We start from the raw sequence: 17,986 nt of genomic DNA, 5'->3' as shown, positions 1-17,986 counted from the left end.
GCCCGCGTGCGCGCCCGGCGCGGGCGGGGGCCCCGCGCCCGCCCCGGCGCCCTTCACCCCGGGCGCCGGCTTCGCTCCCCCGGCGCCCGGCTGCGCCGACGCTTCGAGCACGGACCGGTCCCGGGCCAGCTGTTGCCTCGTCTACACCGTGGATCCGGAGGACATGTGCGGCGGTTGTCCGCGCGTCACGCGGTGTTGACGAACGTTCGTCCGACACCTGATCCGGAAAGCCCGGAATTCCGGGAACAATCCACGCCTGATTAGTCAGACCATAGTTTTGTTGCCGGGTCAGAAATCCCTCTCCCCAGCGCATTGACACCGAATCGGTCATTCGCCCGCCGAGCATCCGTCATGATGGTCCCCGCCATCACGACACAGGAACGCGACGAAGGAAAGCGAGGCTGGTTCCGGCGATGAAATTGTCCGACATACCGCTCGGGTGGGCCGTCACCGTGGTCGCGGGGCTGCTGGTCAGCGCGCTCCTGGTCGCCCTGCTCCGCAGCCGGGGATCCACGGGCGCCGCCGGCGCGGATTCCTGGGAGCGCTCCGAGGAACGGCGCCGCCGCAAGGAATCCCTCTACGGTGCCGCCTCGTACACGCTCCTGTTCTGCTGCGCCGGTGTCGCCGCCGCGCTGTCCTTCCACGGCCTGGTCGGCTTCGGCGTGCAGAACCTCGGTCTGTCCGGCGGCTGGGAGTACCTCGTCCCGTTCGGTCTGGACGGCGCCGCGATGTTCTGCTCGGTACTCGCCGTCCGCGAGGCCAGCCACGGTGACGCGGCGTTCGGCTCCCGCCTGCTGGTCTGGGTCTTCGCCGGCGCCTCGGCCTGGTTCAACTGGGTGCACGCCCCGCGCGGCCTGAGCCACGCCGGCGCCCCGCAGTTCTTCTCCGGCATGTCCCTCTCGGCGGCGGTCCTGTTCGACCGGGCGCTGAAGCAGACCCGCCGGGCCGCGCTGCGCGAGCAGGGGCTCGTCCCCCGCCCGCTGCCGCAGATCCGCATCGTCCGCTGGCTGCGCGCCCCGCGCGAGACCTACGCGGCCTGGTCGCTGATGCTGCTGGAGGGTGTGCGCAGCCTGGACGAGGCGGTGGACGAGGTCCGCGACGACAAGCGGGAGCGCGCCCAGGAGAGGGAGCGCCGCAAGCTGGCCGGGCGCCGCGAGCGGGCCGAGATCCGGGCCATCAGCCGCTCGCACGGCACCTGGCGCCGGGGCGGCGGCGCCGCCCGGCAGCTGGAGTCCGGCTCGGAGCCCGCCATAGTCGGCGGGCCCGGGGCCGACCGGCCCGCCGCGACCGAACGGCCCGCGGTCGAACGGCCCGGGGAGCGGCCCGCGGTGGAACGGTCCGGGACGGAACGGCCCGAGGTGGAGCGGCCCGCCGCACCGCGCGAGGTCGAACCGGCCGAGGGCACGGTCGTCCAGCCCGGCCTGCCGGCGCGCCCGGAGCGGCGCACCATCGACCTCACCCTGGAGGAGGACACCGTCACGCTGCCCCGGCTGGACTCGCTGGAGCGCAAGCTGAAGGACCTGGAGCAGCAGTTCGGCTGACGCCCCGGGGCCCGTCGATCCCGCCGGGGCGCCGTCGGCCCCCTCCTGGGGGCGGCGGCGCCCCGGTCCGTCAGGGCACGCGCGGGCCCGAAGCGGTCAGGACACGCGCGCGCGGCACGGGGCGGTCAGGCCGCCGCCCCGCTGAGCTCGAACCACATCCGCTTGCCGGAGCCGCGCGGCTCCACGCCCCAGGAGTCCGCCAGCGCTTCGACCAGCATCAGCCCGCGCCCGGAGGAGGCCTGCTCCCCCGGCGTGCGGCGGGTCGGCCACAGGTCCGACTCGTCCTCCACCTCGACCCGTAGCCGGGCCCGTCCGCCGTCCTCCTCGGGCTCCCGGTAGAGCCGGGCGGTGAACATGGCGTCCCGGTCGGTGTGCCGGATCGCGTTGGTGACCAGCTCGGAGGAGAGCAGTTCGGCGGTGTCGATGAACTCGGCGACGCCCCAGCGGCGCAGCGCGTCACGCAGCTCGGCCCGCACCTCGGCGACCCGGGCCAGGTCCGCCTGGCCGATCCGGCGGCGCAGCTGCTGGGCCGCGAGGCCGCCCGCCGGGCCGTCCCAGCGCAGGAGCAGCAGCGCTATGTCGTCCTCGCGCTCGCTGGAGTCGGCGGCCTGGGAGGCGATCCGGTCGGCCAGCTCCTCCAGCGGGTCGCGGGCCGCCTGCTCGGCGCGCGGCAGCGGGCGGGCGAGCACCCGGGTGAGCCGGGCGACGCCCTCGTCCAGGTCCAGGCCGCGCGCCTCGACCAGGCCGTCGGTACAGAGCAGCACGGTCTCGCCCGGGTCCAGGCTGAACCGGGTGACCCGGTACTCCTGGTCCGGGTCGATCCCCAGCGGCAGGCCGCCGGCCACCGGCACCACGGTGACGCTGCCGTCCGCACGGCGCACCACCGGGTCGAGGTGGCCGGCCCGGACGGCGTAGACCACGCCGTAGTCCACGTTGACCTCGGCGTAGGTGCAGGTCGCGAAGTGGTCGGTGTCCAGGTCGGCGAGGAAGCGGGAGGCGCGGGCCATCACCGCGGCGGGCGGGTGGCCCTCGGCCGCGTAGGCGCGCAGCGCGATCCGCAGCTGGCCCATGATCCCGGCGGCGTGCACGTCGTGGCCCTGGACGTCGCCGATCACCAGGCCGACGTGCCCGCCGGGCAGCGGCACCACGTCGTACCAGTCGCCGCCGATCTGCAGGCCGGATCCGGCCGCGAGGTAGCGCACCGCGGTCGTCACGCCCGGCACCGAGGGGACGGTGCGCGGCAGCATCACCCGCTGCAGGCCGGCCGCGAGCTCGTGCTCGGCGTCGTGCAGCCGGGCCCGGGCCAGCGACTGGGCGACCAGTCCGCCCAGGGTGGTCAGCAGTGTGCGCTCGTCCGCGTCCAGCTCCCGCTCGTCGTCGAAGCTGACCACGCAGACGCCGATCGCCCGGCCGCTGGCCACCAGCGGCAGGTACGCCCAGGAGCCGCGGCCGGTGCGGCTGGTCGGCTCCCACACCTCGGGGTAGCCGTCGCGGAACTCCTCGCGGGTCGAGACGAACACCGGCGTGCGGTGCCGCAGCGCCTCGGCGGCCGGGTGGCCGGCGGGCAGCACGGTGCGGTCCCAGACCGCCAGCGCGTCGGTGCGGTAGCCGGAGGCGCCGAGGATCCGGGCCCGGCCGGCCTCGAAGGAGGCCAGCACCAGGCCGTCCGGCGGCAGCCCGGGCAGCGGCAGCTCGGTGAACACCCGGGCCACGTCACGGACGGTGACGGCTTCGGAGAGGGCGCGCGCCGCCTCCTTGATGAACCGGGAACGCTCCTCGCGCAGCAGGGCCATCCGGTCGGCGTGGTCGCGCTTGTGCAGCTCGACGGTGGCGTCCCAGACGAAGCCCACCATCCGGGAGGCGCGGCCGAAGGCGTCCGCGAGCACCCGGCCGCGGAAGCGCACCGCCCGCATGGAGCCGTTCGGCCCGACGGTGCGGTAGTAGGCGCCGCACTGGCCGAGCTCGGCGACCGCGCGTTCGACCCGGCGACGCACCACCGGCGCGTCCTCGGGGTGCAGCAGGGACAGGAAGGAGTCGGCGGAGCGGTCGAAGCGGGCCTGCCCGGGGGCGTCCAGGCCGATGATCGCGCAGGCCCGCGGATCACCCTCCAGCACGTCCCGGCGGATGTCCCAGTCGAAGGAGCCGATGCCGTTGGCGGCCATCGCGGGCTCCAGCCAGTCCGGCATGGAGTCGGCGGAGGCGGGCGGCAGCCCGCCGGACAGCACGGGCGCCAGCCGGGCGGCGGCGAGGCTGGGGGACGGGCGCACCGCGGGGCTCCGCCGGTTCGACTGCGCGGGCGGCCGGGCCCGGCCCGTCCCGGCGGTGGTGGGGCCGGCGCCGGGCGGCCCGGCGGTTCCGGGCGCTGCGGTGCGCGGCTCGACGGTGCGTGCGTCGGCGGTGCGGGCCTCCACGGTGCACGGTTCTGCGGTTCTGGGCTCTGCGGTTCCGGGCTCGACGGCTCGCGGCTCCACGACGGACGCGCCGGGAGAAAGCGCCGGCCCCGGCGACTCGGGCTCAGTGGGCATGCTGCTCCTACCGCTGCCGTGGCGGACCGCGCCGACCGTCCGGACGGGCCGCGAGGCGATGTGATGAGTCGTGCTGGATAGGACGGTGCCGACGGACGGTGGTCAGTCGAGGTACGGTCTCCCCGCTGCTTCTCGCACGTGGACACACATTCCCACCATCCTGGCCAATGTTCCGCCGAGCGGCAATGCCAACGGGCCGGAAATCTTCCGCTCCGCCTTCTGTTCAGGGCTTCCTTCGACAGCGAATCAATCGACTGCGAACAATCGTACGGCTCCGGCGACCGGACTCAGGGCGCCGCGAGTTCGAACCAGGTGATCTTGCCGTCGCCTCTCAGCTGCACGCCCCAGGAGTCCGCGAGCGCCTCCACCAGCATCAGGCCGCGCCCCGAGGTCGCGTACTCGGCCTCCGGATCGCGCCGCCGCCCGGGCAGCCTGCTCGCGCCGTCCTGCACCTCGATGCGCAGCCGGTCGTCCGAGCCGAGCACCGCGTCGAAGACGGCGCCCTTGGTGGTGTGCAGCAGGGCGTTGGTGACCAGCTCGGAGGAGAGCAGCTCGGCGGTGTCGGACAGCTCCGGGACCCCCCAGTGGCTCAGCGCGGAGCGCAGCCGCTGCCGGACCGCGCCCACCGCGACCAGGTCGGCCGGGTCGAGCGTCAGGTGCAGCCGCCGGTGCAGGGCGCACTCGGGGGCCGGCACGCCCGGCCGGGCCGTCCCGTTCGCCCCGGCCACTCCGGCCACCCCGGGCGCTCCGGCCACTCCGGGTACTCCGGTCACCCCGGGCGCTCCGGTGCCGCCGACCGTTCCCTGGACCGGCCCGGACCGGTAGGCGTCGCCCGAACTCGTCCTCTGACGCGGGAATCGCGACTGACCGTCCATCACCACATGCCCCCGCCCTGAAATCCGGGCCCCCGCCTCCGGATCCCCCGCCGGCCGGGTGGCCCCCTCGATCTGACCACCATCCTCATGCCCAGTTGACGGCGTTTGCAACAGTGTGCGTCCGATCACGTGGGGTGAAAGGGGCACGGGGAGGTTCGCGTGATCCAACTGCCCGCGCCGGACAGGTTTGCGAAGCGCAGAGGCGCTTTCCGAAGCCGCCGCCACCCGATCCCGCGCACACCCGGCGCCCGTCCGGGCCGTGCGCCCGACCACGCGCCCCCCGCCGCACCCCCGCCCGCGCCCCGCTCCTCCCGCCCCGCTCGACGCCGCCGGACCGGCCCCCTCACCCCCATCCCCCGCCCAGGGAGCCGAACTCGCGCGGACCGGCAACGCTGGACAGAGCGCCCCGGTCCGGGTTCAATGACCCAAGATGTTTGAACGACGTTCTAACATCACCCCGGAAGCCCGAGGCCCCGAGCCGACCCCCTCCCCGGCGACCGCGAGCGAGGAACCGTGCGACTGACCCCCACCGAACGGGACCGGCTGCTGATCTTCACGGCAGCCGAGCTGGCCCGTGCCCGCCGCGCCCGGGGTGTGCGCCTCAACATCCCCGAGGCCACCGCCCTGATCGCGGACACCGTCTGCGAGGCCGCCCGCGACGGCCTGCGCCTGGCCGAGGCCATCGAGGCCGGCCGCTCCGTCCTGACCGCCGACGACGTGCTGCCCGGCGTGCCGGACGTGGTCACCGTCGTCCAGGTCGAGGCCGTCTTCGACGACGGCACCCGCCTCGCCGTCGTCAACGAGCCCTTCAAGGGCGCCGGCTCGCTCGGCGACGAGGCCCCCGGCGGCACCCTGATCGGCGACGGCGCCGGGTACGACCCGATCGAGGAGACGCTGCTGCTCCCCGTCCACAACACCTCCGCGGTGCCGATCTCGGTCACCTCGCACTTCCACTTCTTCGAGGCCAACCCGCGCCTGGCCTTCGACCGCGCCGCCGCCTACGGCACCCACCTCGCCGTCCCGGCCGGCTCCTCCGTGCGCTTCGACCCGGGCGCCACCGTCGAGGTCGGCCTGGTGCCGATCGGCGGCGAGCGGGTCGCGATCGGCTTCGCCGGGCTCGTGGACGGCCCCCTCGACGCGCCCGGCGCGAAGGAGGCCGCCCTGGCCAAGGCCCGCGCCACCGGCTACCTCACCGGCTTCGACGACTCGGAGGTGCCCTCGTGAGCGGGCGACGGGGGTACCCCCGGCCGGAGTCCGGGGGAGAGCAATCGAACGGAGCCGCCACGCGGACGTGGCCCGGCGAGCGAAGCGAGGTCGGAGCATGAGCGCGATCACCCCGCACGACTACGTCTCCGTCCACGGCCCGCGCGCCGGGGACCGGGTCCGGCTCGGCGACAGCGGCCTGATCGTCCGCGTGGAGTCCGACTCCCAGGCGCCCGGCGACGAGTTCCTGGCCGGGTTCGGCAAGACCGCCCGCGACGGCCTGCACCTCAAGCCCGCCGCCGTCCGCGACACCTGCGACGTCGTGATCAGCAACGTCCTCGTCATCGACGCCGTCCAGGGCATCCGCAAGACCTCGATCGGGCTGATCGGCGGGCGGATCGCCTCGATCGGGCGGGCCGGCAACCCGGACACCCTGGACGGTGTGGACGTCGTCGTCGGCACCGGCACCACCATCGTCTCCGGCGAGGGACTGATCGCCACCGCCGGCGCCGTCGACACCCACGTCCACCTGCTCTCGCCGCGGATCATGGAGGCCTCGCTGGCCTCAGGCGTCACCACGATCATCGGCCAGGAGTTCGGGCCGGTCTGGGGCGTCGGCGTCAACTCGCCGTGGGCGCTGCGCCACGCGTTCAACGCCTTCGACGCCTGGCCGGTCAACATCGGCTTCCTGGGCCGCGGTTCGTCCTCCGACCCGGCCCCGCTGGTCGAGGCGCTGGCCGAGGGCGGCGCGTCCGGGTTCAAGGTGCACGAGGACATGGGCGCACACACCCGCGCCCTGGACACCGCACTACGGGTCGCCGAGGAGTACGACGTCCAGGTCGCCCTGCACACCGACGGGTTGAACGAGTGCCTGTCGGTCGAGGACACCCTGCGCGTCCTCGACGGCCGGACCGTCCACGCCTTCCACATCGAGGGCTGCGGCGGCGGACACGTCCCCAACGTGCTGAAGATGGCGGGCGTGCCGAACGTCATCGGCTCCTCCACCAATCCGACGCTGCCGTTCGGCCGGGACGCCCTCGGCGAGCACTTCGGCATGATCGTCTCCGCGCACGACCTCAAGGTCGACCTGCCCGGTGACGCCGCCATGGCGCGCGACCGCATCCGGGCCGGCACCATGGGCGCCGAGGACGTGCTGCACGACCTCGGAGTCATCGGCATCACCTCCTCCGACGCCCAGGGCATGGGCCGGGCCGGCGAGACGGTGCGCCGCACCTTCGCCATGGCGGGCAAGATGAAGGCCGAACTCGGCCCGCTCGACGGCACCGGCTCGTACGGGACGACCGAGAGCGGCGACGACAACGAGCGCGTGCTGCGCTACATCGCCAAGCTCACCGTCAACCCGGCCATCGCACACGGACTTTCGCACGAGGTCGGCTCGATCGAGATCGGCAAGCTCGCCGACATCGTGCTGTGGCGCCCGGACCACTTCGGGGCCAAGCCGCAGCTCGTCCTGAAGGCCGGCTTCCCCGCGTACGGTGTGGTCGGCGATCCCAACGGCTCCACCGACCGCTGCGAACCGCTCGTCCTGGGGCCGCAGTTCGGCGCCCACGGCGCGACCGCCGCCGACATCTCGGTGGCCTTCGTCGCCCAGGCCGCCGCCGACGGCGCCTACCTCGACCGCCCTGCCGACGGCCTGCCCACCCGCCGCCGCCGCGTCGGCGTCCGGGGCACCCGCGGCATCGGGCCGCGCGACATGGTGCGCAACGCCCGCCTCGGCCGCGTCGAGGTCACCGAGACCGGGCTGGTCTCGCTCGACGGCTCACCACTGCGCTCCGAACCGGCCGACAGCGTCCCGCTCAGCCGCCTCTACTTCCTCTGATCCCCCACCTGTTGAGGACACCACGATGACCAACCCGACGCCCGCCTCCCTCGGCTACCGGATGCCCGCCGAGTGGCACCCGCACGACCGGACCTGGATGGCCTTCCCGACCACCAACCCCACCTTCGACAGCCCCGAGGCGCTGCACGCGGGCCGCGAGGCCTGGGCCTCCGTCGCCAACACCATCGTCCGGTACGAGCCGGTGACGCTGATCGTCAACACCGGCGAGACCGCCGAGGCCCGCAAGTACGTCTCGGACCAGGTCGAGATCGTCGAGCGCCCGCTCGACGACGCCTGGATGCGCGACATCGGCCCGTCCTTCCTGATCGACGGCAAGGGCTCGCTGGCCGCCGCCGACTGGATCTTCAACGGCTGGGGCGCGCAGGGCTGGGCCCGCTGGGACAAGGACCAGCACATCGCCGAGCACATCAGCGAACTGACGGAGGTCCAGCGGTTCGCCTCCCGGCTGATCAACGAGGGCGGCGGCATCCACGTCGACGGCGAGGGCACCGTGCTGGTCACCGAGACCGTCCAGCTCGGCGAGGGCCGCAACGCCGACTGGACCAAGGAGGAGGTCGAGGCCGAACTGCACGCCTTCCTCGGCACCACCAAGGCGATCTGGCTCCCGCGCGGCCTCACCCGCGACTACGACGAGTTCGGCACCCGCGGGCACATCGACATCGTCGCCTCCTTCGTGCGCCCCGGCGTCGTGGTCGCCCACGTCCAGCCCGACCCCTCCCACCCGGACCACGAGGTCTGCAAGGAACTCGTCGCCATCCTCCGCGCCTCGACCGACGCCCGGGGCCGGCAGCTGGAGGTCGTCGAACTGCCCGCCCCCACCGTCCTGCTGGACGAGGACGGCGAGCCGGTCGACTACTCCTACATCAACCACTACGTGGCCAACGGCGCCGTGATCCTGTGCGCCTTCGCCGACCCGCGCGACCAGGAGGCCGCCGCCATCCTCGGCCGCGCCTACCCGGGCCGCACCGTCGAACTCGTCGACGCCCGCGAGATCTTCGCCAACGGCGGCGGCATCCACTGCATCACCCAGCAGCAGCCCAAGGCCTGACCCCGAAGCCACCGGAGCGGGGCCTGCGACCCCGCTCCGGTAGCCTTCGAACCTCCGTTCCACCGAGGGAGAGCACCGCACATGGCCGACCCCCGCCCGCGCCGGCCGGCACGCCCCCGCGAGGAGGTCTTCGCCACCGCCCGGTCCGCCATCGCCGAACACGGGCTGGCCAAGCTCACCATGGCCGCACTCGGCAAGCAGCTCCAGATGAGCGCCGGGCACCTGCTCTACTACTTCGGCAGCAAGGACCAGCTGCTGCTGGAGACCCTCCGCTGGAGCGAGGACCAGCTCGGCGCCCGCCGCCACGACGCCCTCGCCGACCACTCCCTCGACCCCTGGCAGCGCCTCGACGCCTACCTGCGCCTGTACCTGCCCGAGGGCGCGGGGGACCCTCGGTGGATCCTCTGGGTCGAGGTGTGGGGCCGCTCCCCCGCGAGCGCCGAGATCCGCCAGGGGCAGCGGGAGATCGAGGCCCCCTGGCAGGCCGACCTGGTGGCCCTCATCGAGGAGGGCACCGCCACCGGCCACTTCACCCCGGGCCCCACCGCCGACCGCGCCACCCAGATCCGCGCCCTCCTCGACGGCCTCGCCGTCCCCATCGCCATCGGCCTCCCCGACGCCCACCCCCCTGCCGCCCTCACCCAGGCCGCCGCCGTGGCGAACATCCTCCTCCGCACCTGACGGGGGCGCGGCCGGCGGGGAAATATGTAGACCGGTCTACGGATTCTGGGCCCCCTGGGGCGCCTGCCTGCACGAAGAGTCGGCCAGGCCGACTTCCTGCGCAGCGCCGACATTGCGCCCGGGCCGCCCCGCCCGTTTCGCCCACCGCACGGCGCTGAAATATGCAGACCGGTCTACAGATTCGCTCCTCGCCACCGAGCTCCCGCGCACCAGAAGTCGGCCGGGCCGACTTTTCCGCGCAGTGCCAACGGCCTGCCCGCCCCACCGCGCCACGCCCCGCTACGCCGGAATATGCAGACCGGTCTACTGACCGCCTACCAGCGCGGCGCACCACGCGCGCGCCAAAAGTCGGGCCCGCCGACTTCCCGTGCAGCGCCGCCGCCTCGTTCGGCAAAATATGTAGACCGGCCTACAGATTCGCTCCTCACCACCGAGCCCCCGCGCACCAGAAGTCGGCTGGGCCGACTTTCTGTGCAGTGCCATCATTCCGCCCACCCCACCGCGCTGCGCCCGCCCGCGGCAATATGTAGACCGGTCTACAGACCACGCCAGCTCGGACACCCAAGCGCGCGCCAAAAGTCGGGCCCGCCGACTTCCTGCGCGGCCTTCCCTGCGGACGCCGAGAAGGAATATGCAGACCGGTCTACAGATTTGCTTCAAGGACTGAGACCGCCGGCCGCCCGTGTGCGCCAGAAGTCGGGCTGGTCGACTTCTGGCGCACAGGGGCGTGGAAGCCGGGGCCGCAGAATATGTAGACCGGTCTACCTTTCACTCGGTCCAGATGGCAGCGGCGGTGCGGTCGTCGGCGTAGCCCTTGGCGCGGACCTGGACCTGGCGCAGGAAGTCGACGGTGCCCGGGGGGTGGGGGTGGGCCCAGTGGGTGGAGAGGAAATGGGCGACGGCGGGTTCGTCGGCGATCGGGCGGCTCAGGCCGGGGGTGCAGAGGAGCAGGATGTCGCCCGGGGTGGCGGGGACGAGCCGGAAGCGGAACGGGCGCGGGTCCGGGACCGGGGCCTCGGGCACCGGCGGCTGCCCGTCCGGGTGGTGCAGCAGGCGAGCCGCGTACGCGTCGATCCAGTGACCGGAGCGCAGCAGGTAGAGGCCGCCCGGGCCGACGCCGAAGGCCGCGCGGTAGCCGGCCGCCGGGTCGAGCGAGACCATCAGGCAGTGCAACGAGGCCGGCGACGGCGTGTCGTCCCCCTCCGCCCGGGGCGCCAGCGCGCGCAGCGGGGCCGCGGCGCCGGTCGCCAGCCGCTGGAGGCCGTAGCGGAGCCGGTCCCGGGCGCCGTCGCGCAGATCGGCGGCCAGCCCGACCCGGCTGCGTCCGATCGCGGCGGCGAGTTGGCGACAGGCCTCGCCCGTGGCGGTGGCGACGGCCTCCGCGGTGACCGTGTCGTCCTCGGCGCCGCCCGTCCGATCGAAGCCGCCCAGGACGGCGAGCAGCAGCCCGTCCGGTCCGTCGCCGAAACGGGTGACCACCAGGCAGTCCCGGCGCGCTTCACCCCGGTAGCGGGCCGAGTCGCCGCGGACGGAGGCGGCGCGCAGCACGGACGGTCCGTACTGCGCCCCCTCCAGCACGGTGTCCGGGACGACCGAGCGCAGGGAGGCCGGGTCCGCCTCCGGTACGGCCGTCGGCTCGGGCCCGTACGTCGGGGGGCGTTCGCCGACGTGCGGGACGGCGGCCCCGCCGTCGGCGAGCGGCGCACGGGCGGCCAGGCGGGGGTCGGGGACGGCGGGGGGTGCGGGTTCCGGGTCGGGTTCGGGTGCCGGTGCGTGATCGGGCTCGGGTTCGGGCGAGGGGGTCGGGCGAGGGGTGGGTGCCGCAGCCGCCTCGGGTACTTGGAGGTCCTCGGTAGCTTGCGGCGCCTCGGCGGCCTCGGCGAGGTCCGGGACGGCGGTGACCTCCGGGGCGTCGGCAACGACGGGCTCGGGTTCGACCTCGACGTCCTCGGCAACAGGCTCGGGTTCGGGTTCGCGCGAGGGCTCGGCGACCGGCTCCGGAGCCGACGGCGAGGCGGTCTTCTCCAGCGAGACCGAAGCAGCCTCCGGCTCGGACACCGCCTCCGGCTCCGACACTGGCTCCGGCTCGGACACCGGCTCCGGCTTCGCCTTCGGCCTGTCGTCGGCGAAGGAGGGTGCCGGGAACTGGTGGGTCTCCATGGCGCTCCGCTGACGCCCGGTCCCCTCCGTCTCGTCGATCACGCCGACGGCGGTGGCGAACCAGTCGTCGAGGCTGTCCCCACCGTCCTGCACGGGCTCCGGGGCAACAGCAGGCACCGGCACGGGCACGGGCACCAGCGCAGGCTCCGGCTCGGACGCAGGCGCAGCTTCCGAAGCGGGCCCCGCCTCCGCCCCGGGCCCGGCCTCCTCCGCCGGCTCCGGCTCCCCCGACCGCTGCTGCCCGATGAGCCCGACCGCCGTGTCGAACCAGTCGTCGACGCTGCCGTCCCCCGGGTCGGCGTGCGGGGTGTCGGGGAGGGTGCCCGCCGGGCCGTCGTAGACGGTGTCCCACCAGCCGTCGTCGGGCCGGTGCGGCTGTGCGGGTGCACCCTGCTTGCTCATCTGGCGGCTCCTGCTCGGGTCCGTGGTCGCGCCGCCCCCGGCGGGCCGGGCTCGACGTCATTGTTCTCCACGGGCAACGACCCTGTCCGGGTTTCGGCGACAACCGGTCACCCACCGGAACATCCCGGCCACGCCGCCGACCAGCCGGTTCGTCGCCGTGTCCCGGTCATTTCGCGGCGGACGACACCGCTCCGTCCGTTTCCGTTCCGTCCGTGCTTGCCGGATGTGCCCGGAGCAGGGTGTTTCCTGGCCATCCGGGTGTGCGTGCCCCCGAAAATGAGGGCCGATGGGGGGCATCGCTTCACACGTTCGGCTGATTAAATGTGCGCATGACCGCGTCGGCCCCCAGCTCGCCCCGACCGGGGAGGGCCGCACCGGCGGGCCGCCCGGTGGGTGCGCTGTTGGTCCTGCTGCTCGTCGCCCTGCTGACGATGCTGCCCTGCGCGGGCCAGGCGAAGGCGTTGGACGGGACCGCCCGTCCGGTGCCGACCGCGGCCCCCGTCAGTGCCGTGACCGTCGTCAGCGTCCAGGTCGCGATCGGACAAGCGCCCCACGCCGGCCACGCCGCGCAGGCCACCAAGCCCGCCAGGGCCGCGAAGATCGCCGAGGTCGGCCAGGCCGCGAAGGCCTCCGACCAGCACCGGATCGCCGAGGACCAGGGTCACTGGATCCTCTGCACCGCCGACGGCGAGCCCCCGCGCAACAACGGCTGCTCCAGCCACCCGTTCTGCCCGCAGGACGCACAGCTGCCGAATCCGCCGCCACAGCCCCAGCCCGCCGTGTCGCCCGTGACCCCGGGCGCGCCCGAGGCGCTGCCCCGGGTGGTGCCCGCGGGCCTGCTGGACGGTTCGCACCCGGTGCCCGACCTGCACGAGCTCCAGGTCCACCGGTCCTGAGCGGAACCCGCCGCCGGCCCCGACGCCGGCGGATCCGCCCCGTCTCCCCCTCCAGCTGACCGCCGCCACCGACCGGTGCGCGGCGGGGACAAGGACACCACCATGGGTTCCGCCTCGAAGCAGTCCAACAAGTCCGGCGGCAAGCAGGCCGGTCTCGACCGCCGCGCCCGGATAGCCGAGCTGCGCGCCGCCGAGCAGCGCCGCGAGCGCCGTAACAAGATCGTCGCCTCGGTGGTGGCCGGTGTGCTGGTGATCGGCGCGATCGCCACCGGCACCTGGATCGTCATGGACCAGAACCAGAAGAAGAAGGACAAGGAAGCCGCCGCCAACGCGGACATCCCGGGCGTGAAGACCTTCGGCGACCTGACCCGCAACCACGTCAAGGAGAAGGTCACCTACCCGATGACCCCGCCGGTCGGCGGCGACCACAACGCCGTCTGGCTGGACTGCATGGGCCACGTCTACGACCAGCCGGTCGAGAACGAGCGCGCCGTCCACTCGCTGGAGCACGGCGCGGTCTGGGTGACCTACAACGGCAAGGCCACCCCGGACGACATCAAGACCCTGTCCGACAAGGTGAAGGCCACTCCGTACTCGCTGATGAGCCCGTACCCGGACGAGCAGGGCACCATCACCCTGAACGCCTGGAGCACCCAGCTGGTCGTGGACAGCGCCAGCGACCCCCGGGTGAACCAGTTCTTCACCAAGTACGTCCAGGGCAAGCAGACCCAGGAGCCGGGCGCCTCCTGCACCATGGGGGCGATGTGACCGCCGACGCGGGCCGCCCCGAGGGTGTCGCGCCCGAGGGCGCCGCGTCCGGAGGGGCTGCGTCCGGGGACGCCGTCGGGTCGGCCGCGGAGGCCGTGGCCGGGGCCGTCACCGCCGAGGACGGCGGGGGCGCGGCCCCGCGCCGTCGGCGCATGTGGTGGCCGGCCGCGCTGGCCGCCGCCGTGGCGCTGGCGCTCGGCGTGCCGGCGCTGGTGGCGAGCGGCACCTCCGCCTCCGGTACCTCGCTGTCCGTCCCCGCGGACGACTCGCCCGAGGCCGGCTTCGCCCGCGACATGGCGACCCACCACCAGCAGGCGGTGGACCTGTCGTTCGTCGTACGGGACCGCACGAGCGACGAGCCGACCCGCACCCTCGCCTTCGACATCATCAACACCCAGGCCAACCAGCGCGGGATGATGATGGGCTGGCTGGACCAGTGGGGGCTGACGCAGCACTCGACCGCCAAGCCGATGGCGTGGATGAAGATGGGCCACGATTACGAGGCGCACGACGGCTCACTGATGCCCGGCATGGCCACCAACACGCAGATCGCGAAGCTGCGCTCGCTCAGCGGCCGGGACGCCGAGGTGTTCTACCTGCAGCTGATGATCGAGCACCACAAGGGCGGCGTCGAGATGGCCCAGGGCTACGTGGACCTGGCCAGGAACGACACCGAGAAGCGGCTGGCGCAGTCGATGGTGATCGCGCAGACCTCGGAGCTGCAGCTGATGACCGACATGCTCACCGAGCGCGGCGCGGCCCCCGGGGTGCCCGCCTCCTGAGCCGGGCCCCGACCCGGCTCGACCCCCTCGTTCCCCGGACGGCCGGGGCACGGCCGACGGTCCCGTACCGTCCCCGCCGCGCCCCGGCCGTCCGCCGTCCCCATCCCTCGCGGAGACCTCGCATGACCCCCGCCTCCCCCACGTCCCCCGCCGCCGGTTCCCCGGCCGCCCCGGACGCTCCGGCCGTCCCGTGGCTGATCGCCGGACTGGGCAACCCCGGACCGTGGTTCCGGCAGACCCGGCACAACGCGGGCTTCCTCGCCGTCGACCGGCTGGCCGAGCGGCACGGCGCCCGCTTCCGGCGGCGCGGTCTCGCCACCCTGGTCGCGGAGATCGAGGTCGACGGCCGGCCGGTGCTGCTCGCCAAGCCGCTGTGGTTCATCAACCTGTCCGGCCGCCCGGTGGCCGCGCTGCTGCGCCGGTACGGCGTGCCGGTGGACCGGCTGGTGGTCGTGCAGGACGACCTGGACTTCGCGTTCGGCTCCGCCAAGCTCAAGCGCGGCGGCGGGCCCGGCGGCCACAACGGGGTGCGCTCGGTGGGCGAGGTGCTGGGCACCCGCGACTTCGTCCGGCTGCGGTTCGGCGTCGGCCGGCCGCCGAAGGGGCAGAGCGTCGGCGACTTCGTGCTGAAGAAGTTCTCGGACGAGGAACTGGCCGCCATGCCGGGCGAGTTGGACCGCTGCGCCGACGCCGTGGAGACGCTGGTGCGGCTCGGCCTGAACCGGGCCCAGGACGCCCTGAACGCTCCCGTCCGCCGGACGTCCTGACAGACGCCGCCGGGGCTCGTCCTTCCGGTCTTCTGCTCGTCGGCCAAGCCGCGAGGGAGACGCCGGAATCATCCGATGACGCCCGGGTGGTGATCGGGCCGGCATGTGGGGAAGGGTGCGTCTCGTCCGGGGGTCGTGTCGGACGGGCCGGCTCCGCGGATGGTCCGGAGACCGACCTCAGGAACGGGCCGTGCGGCTCGTGCGGCGCGTCCCGGTCGTTCGGCTCGTCCCGGTCGTACGACTCGTGCGCGCCGTGGGGCTCGTGCGGGCCGCACCGGTGGCGGGGGTCGGCCGGGTGAGGACCGCGGCCGCCGTCGCGACCGCCGCGAGGAGCAGCAGCACCGTCCGCCCACCGGACGTCGCGCCCGCCAGGTGGACACCCAGGACGGACAGTGCCATGCCGAGCGCCGTACCGAGGCTGCGCGCCATGTTCACCATGCCGCCGCCGACCGCCGAGCACTCCGCCGGGATCGCGCGCATCACCAGCGCGTTGTTGGCCGGCAGCAGCAGGCCCAGTCCGTACCCGGCGACCAGCAGCGGGGCCGCCGAGGCGGTCGAGGCCGGGAGTACGGCGAACAGCAGCAGTCCGGCGGCCGCGACGGCCGCACCGAAACGGCACCTGGTCACGTCCGACCAGCCCCGGGGCAGCAGCCCGCCGCCGACCGTCGCGGCGAACGCGAACGCGGCGGGCAGCAGGGTGACCAGCAGGCCCGCGCCGGCCGTGGACACTCCCGCGCCGGTGAGCAGCACGGGGCCCAGCACGAGCGGGCAGAACAGCAGCAGGTAGCCGATCAGCGCGATCACCAGGCCGGACCGTACGCCCGGGGTGTTGACCAGTCCGGGTGCCAGGATCGGCCGGGCGGCCCGCCGCTCCTGGCGCACGAGTGCGGCGGTGAGCACGGCGGCGGCGAGCAGCAGGACGGCGACGATCCACCCGGGGAGCGGCAGTCCGGAGGCGGTGGACAGGGCGAGCAGCAGTGCGGTGGTCGCCCCGGCGAGCAGCAGCATGCCCGGCAGGTCGAAGCGGGCTTCGTCGCGGGCCGGGCGCACCGCCGGCCGCACCGCCGGGCGCTTCCCGGCGTTCGGTACGGCCCGCGCTCGGGGCACCAGGCCCGAACCCGGTACCGGGTTCGGGCTCGGGGTCGGCGCCGGGCTCAGGCTCGGGCCCCGGCCCGGGAGGCCCGTCCGGGTACGGGGCAGCAGGTACCAGCCGGCCAGGATGCCGAACACGGCGATCGGTACGTTGACCCAGAACACCCAGCGCCACGAGGCGTGTTCGACCAGCAGCCCGCCGAGGCTGGGGCCGAGCGCCAGCCCGAGGCCCTGTGCCGAGGCCTGGATGCCGAGCGCGCGCCGCATCGCGTGCTCCGGGACGCCGCGGGCGACCAGCGCGACGCTGTTGGCCTGCATCATCGCGGCGCCGACGGCCTGGACGGCCCGGCAGCCGACCAGGATCCAGAGGCTTCCGGCGAATCCGGCGCCGAGGGAGGAGAGGCCGAAGACGGCGAAGCCGCCGATGTACATCGTCTTGCGGCCGACCAGGTCGGAGAGCCGGCCGATCGGCGCCAGCAGGGCGACCAGGACGAGCAGGTACGCGAGGGCGACCCACTCGACGGCGGCGAAGCCCGCGTCGAAGTGGTGGCCGATGGCGGGGAAGACCAGGGCGATGACGCTGGCGTCGAGCTGGCCGAGGAAGGCGCCGAGACAGACCGTGCCGACGGCCAGCCAGTGGGCGTGGCGCCAGCCGGCTATGCCGCGGGGCCGGGGCCGCTCGGTGAGCAGCCGTGCGGCAAGGGCGGTGGCGTTCATGCAACGAATATATCGGATGCAGATATGTTCTTTCTACGAGCAGATCGACCTGCGATACGAAGCGTCTCACCGACCGTCGGTGCCCGCGTCCGAGGAGCGGACCACGCCCCCGGAACGCCCCGTACCAGGAGATACGCTGTCCGCCATGCCGTCGTCACCACACGTTCCCGATTCCGCCACCGCAAGCCCCGACCCGGCGGTCGAGCACGCCCGGCGACTGACCGACACCGTCACCCGGCTGCGCCGCGCACTGCGCAGCAGCATCCGCACCGACTACCCGTGGGAGTCCCTGCCGATGGCGCAGGTCGAACTCCTCCAGACCCTCGCCGCCGCACCGCTGCGGGTCGGCGAGCTGGCCGCCCGGCAGCGACTTGCACCCAACACCGTCAGCGGGCTGGTCGGCAAGCTGCTCGAAGCCGGCTTCGTGGACCGCCAGGCCGACCCCGGCGACCGCCGCACCGCCCGGATCGCCCTCACCCCGGCCGGCCGGCGCCAGCTGGACGACTGGCAGCACGCCCACGAGCGGCGCATCGCCACCGCGCTCGACACCCTCGACCCGGCCGACCGCGCTGCGGTCGTCGACGCCCTGCCCGCGCTGGAACAGCTCGCCCGTGCCCTCGCACAGCCGGGGACCGGCGCCGAACACGGCTGACCCGGCGGCCCACTCC

General features: G+C 74.1%; 15 protein-coding genes. 11 read left to right on the top strand and 4 right to left on the bottom strand.

All coding sequences use genetic code 11. The annotated features are described in order from the left end of the window. Positions 1–148 precede the first annotated feature (148 nt). Positions 149–199, top strand: a complete 51-nt coding sequence (locus ABT048_RS41715; RefSeq protein WP_502894075.1) for a hypothetical protein — start codon at positions 149–151, stop codon at positions 197–199. Positions 200–413: 214 nt separating this feature from the next. Beyond that, positions 414–1,541: a DUF2637 domain-containing protein gene (locus ABT048_RS24535; protein WP_350523618.1), complete on the top strand. Its 1,128-nt coding sequence runs from the start codon at positions 414–416 to the stop codon at positions 1,539–1,541. Between the two features lie 125 nt (positions 1,542–1,666). On the opposite strand, the gene ABT048_RS24530 is transcribed toward ABT048_RS24535, so the two are convergent. Beyond that, the gene (locus tag ABT048_RS24530; protein ID WP_350523617.1) at positions 1,667–3,952 is read right to left on the bottom strand and encodes a SpoIIE family protein phosphatase; all 2,286 of its coding nucleotides are present in this window, start codon (positions 3,950–3,952) and stop codon (positions 1,667–1,669) included. A gap of 401 nt (positions 3,953–4,353) precedes the next feature. After that, a complete protein-coding gene (locus tag ABT048_RS24525) occupies positions 4,354–4,839 on the bottom strand; it encodes an ATP-binding protein (protein ID WP_350523616.1) in 486 nt (161 codons plus the stop codon). A 615-nt stretch (positions 4,840–5,454) separates the two neighbouring features. Here ABT048_RS24525 and ureA point away from each other — a divergent pair. The 4 genes from ureA to ABT048_RS24505 all read left to right on the top strand — a co-directional run bounded on the left by ureA (position 5,455) and on the right by ABT048_RS24505 (position 9,734). Further along, positions 5,455–6,165 carry an urease subunit gamma gene (ureA, locus tag ABT048_RS24520; RefSeq protein ID WP_350523615.1) on the top strand — a complete coding sequence of 237 codons (711 nt, stop codon included), beginning with the start codon at positions 5,455–5,457 and terminating at the stop codon, positions 6,163–6,165. Between the two features lie 97 nt (positions 6,166–6,262). Then, entirely contained in the window at positions 6,263–7,984 is a 1,722-nt protein-coding gene (locus tag ABT048_RS24515) for an urease subunit alpha (protein WP_350523614.1), read from the top strand. Between the two features lie 25 nt (positions 7,985–8,009). Next, entirely contained in the window at positions 8,010–9,053 is a 1,044-nt protein-coding gene (locus ABT048_RS24510) for an agmatine deiminase family protein (protein ID WP_350523613.1), read from the top strand. An 81-nt stretch (positions 9,054–9,134) separates the two neighbouring features. Beyond that, positions 9,135–9,734: a TetR/AcrR family transcriptional regulator gene (locus ABT048_RS24505; protein ID WP_350523612.1), complete on the top strand. Its 600-nt coding sequence runs from the start codon at positions 9,135–9,137 to the stop codon at positions 9,732–9,734. 768 nt (positions 9,735–10,502) lie between these two features. Here ABT048_RS24505 and ABT048_RS24500 read toward each other — a convergent pair. Then, entirely contained in the window at positions 10,503–12,296 is a 1,794-nt protein-coding gene (locus ABT048_RS24500) for a PP2C family serine/threonine-protein phosphatase (protein WP_350523611.1), read from the bottom strand. Between the two features lie 329 nt (positions 12,297–12,625). On the opposite strand from ABT048_RS24500, the gene ABT048_RS24495 reads away from it, so the two are divergent. The 4 genes from ABT048_RS24495 to pth all read left to right on the top strand — a co-directional run bounded on the left by ABT048_RS24495 (position 12,626) and on the right by pth (position 15,509). Then, on the top strand, positions 12,626–13,192 hold the full coding sequence (locus ABT048_RS24495) for a hypothetical protein (RefSeq protein ID WP_350523610.1): 567 nt from the start codon (positions 12,626–12,628) through the stop codon (positions 13,190–13,192). A 102-nt stretch (positions 13,193–13,294) separates the two neighbouring features. After that, complete coding sequence (locus ABT048_RS24490; RefSeq protein ID WP_350523609.1) at positions 13,295–13,960, top strand: thioredoxin-like domain-containing protein; 666 nt, start codon at positions 13,295–13,297, stop codon at positions 13,958–13,960. Between the two features lie 152 nt (positions 13,961–14,112). After that, positions 14,113–14,742, top strand: a complete 630-nt coding sequence (locus tag ABT048_RS24485) for a DUF305 domain-containing protein (RefSeq protein ID WP_402808380.1) — start codon at positions 14,113–14,115, stop codon at positions 14,740–14,742. Between the two features lie 122 nt (positions 14,743–14,864). Beyond that, positions 14,865–15,509, top strand: a complete 645-nt coding sequence (gene pth, locus ABT048_RS24480) for an aminoacyl-tRNA hydrolase (RefSeq protein WP_350523607.1) — start codon at positions 14,865–14,867, stop codon at positions 15,507–15,509. 177 nt (positions 15,510–15,686) lie between these two features. Here pth and ABT048_RS24475 read toward each other — a convergent pair whose 3' ends face one another. After that, positions 15,687–17,318 carry an MFS transporter gene (locus tag ABT048_RS24475; RefSeq protein ID WP_350523606.1) on the bottom strand — a complete coding sequence of 544 codons (1,632 nt, stop codon included), beginning with the start codon at positions 17,316–17,318 and terminating at the stop codon, positions 15,687–15,689. Positions 17,319–17,463: 145 nt separating this feature from the next. Between ABT048_RS24475 and ABT048_RS24470 the strand changes: the two genes are divergently transcribed. Continuing rightward, positions 17,464–17,970, top strand: coding sequence for a MarR family winged helix-turn-helix transcriptional regulator (locus ABT048_RS24470; protein WP_350523605.1), 507 nt, complete (start codon positions 17,464–17,466; stop codon positions 17,968–17,970). The last annotated feature ends 16 nt before the right edge of the window (positions 17,971–17,986 follow it).

It is taken from the genome of Kitasatospora sp. NPDC096140 (genome assembly GCF_040303045.1).
Taxonomy (GTDB): Bacteria; Actinomycetota; Actinomycetes; order Streptomycetales; family Streptomycetaceae; genus Kitasatospora.
The sequence above is the reverse complement of the archived record's forward strand: the minus strand, read 5'-3'. Positions and strand labels throughout refer to the sequence as shown.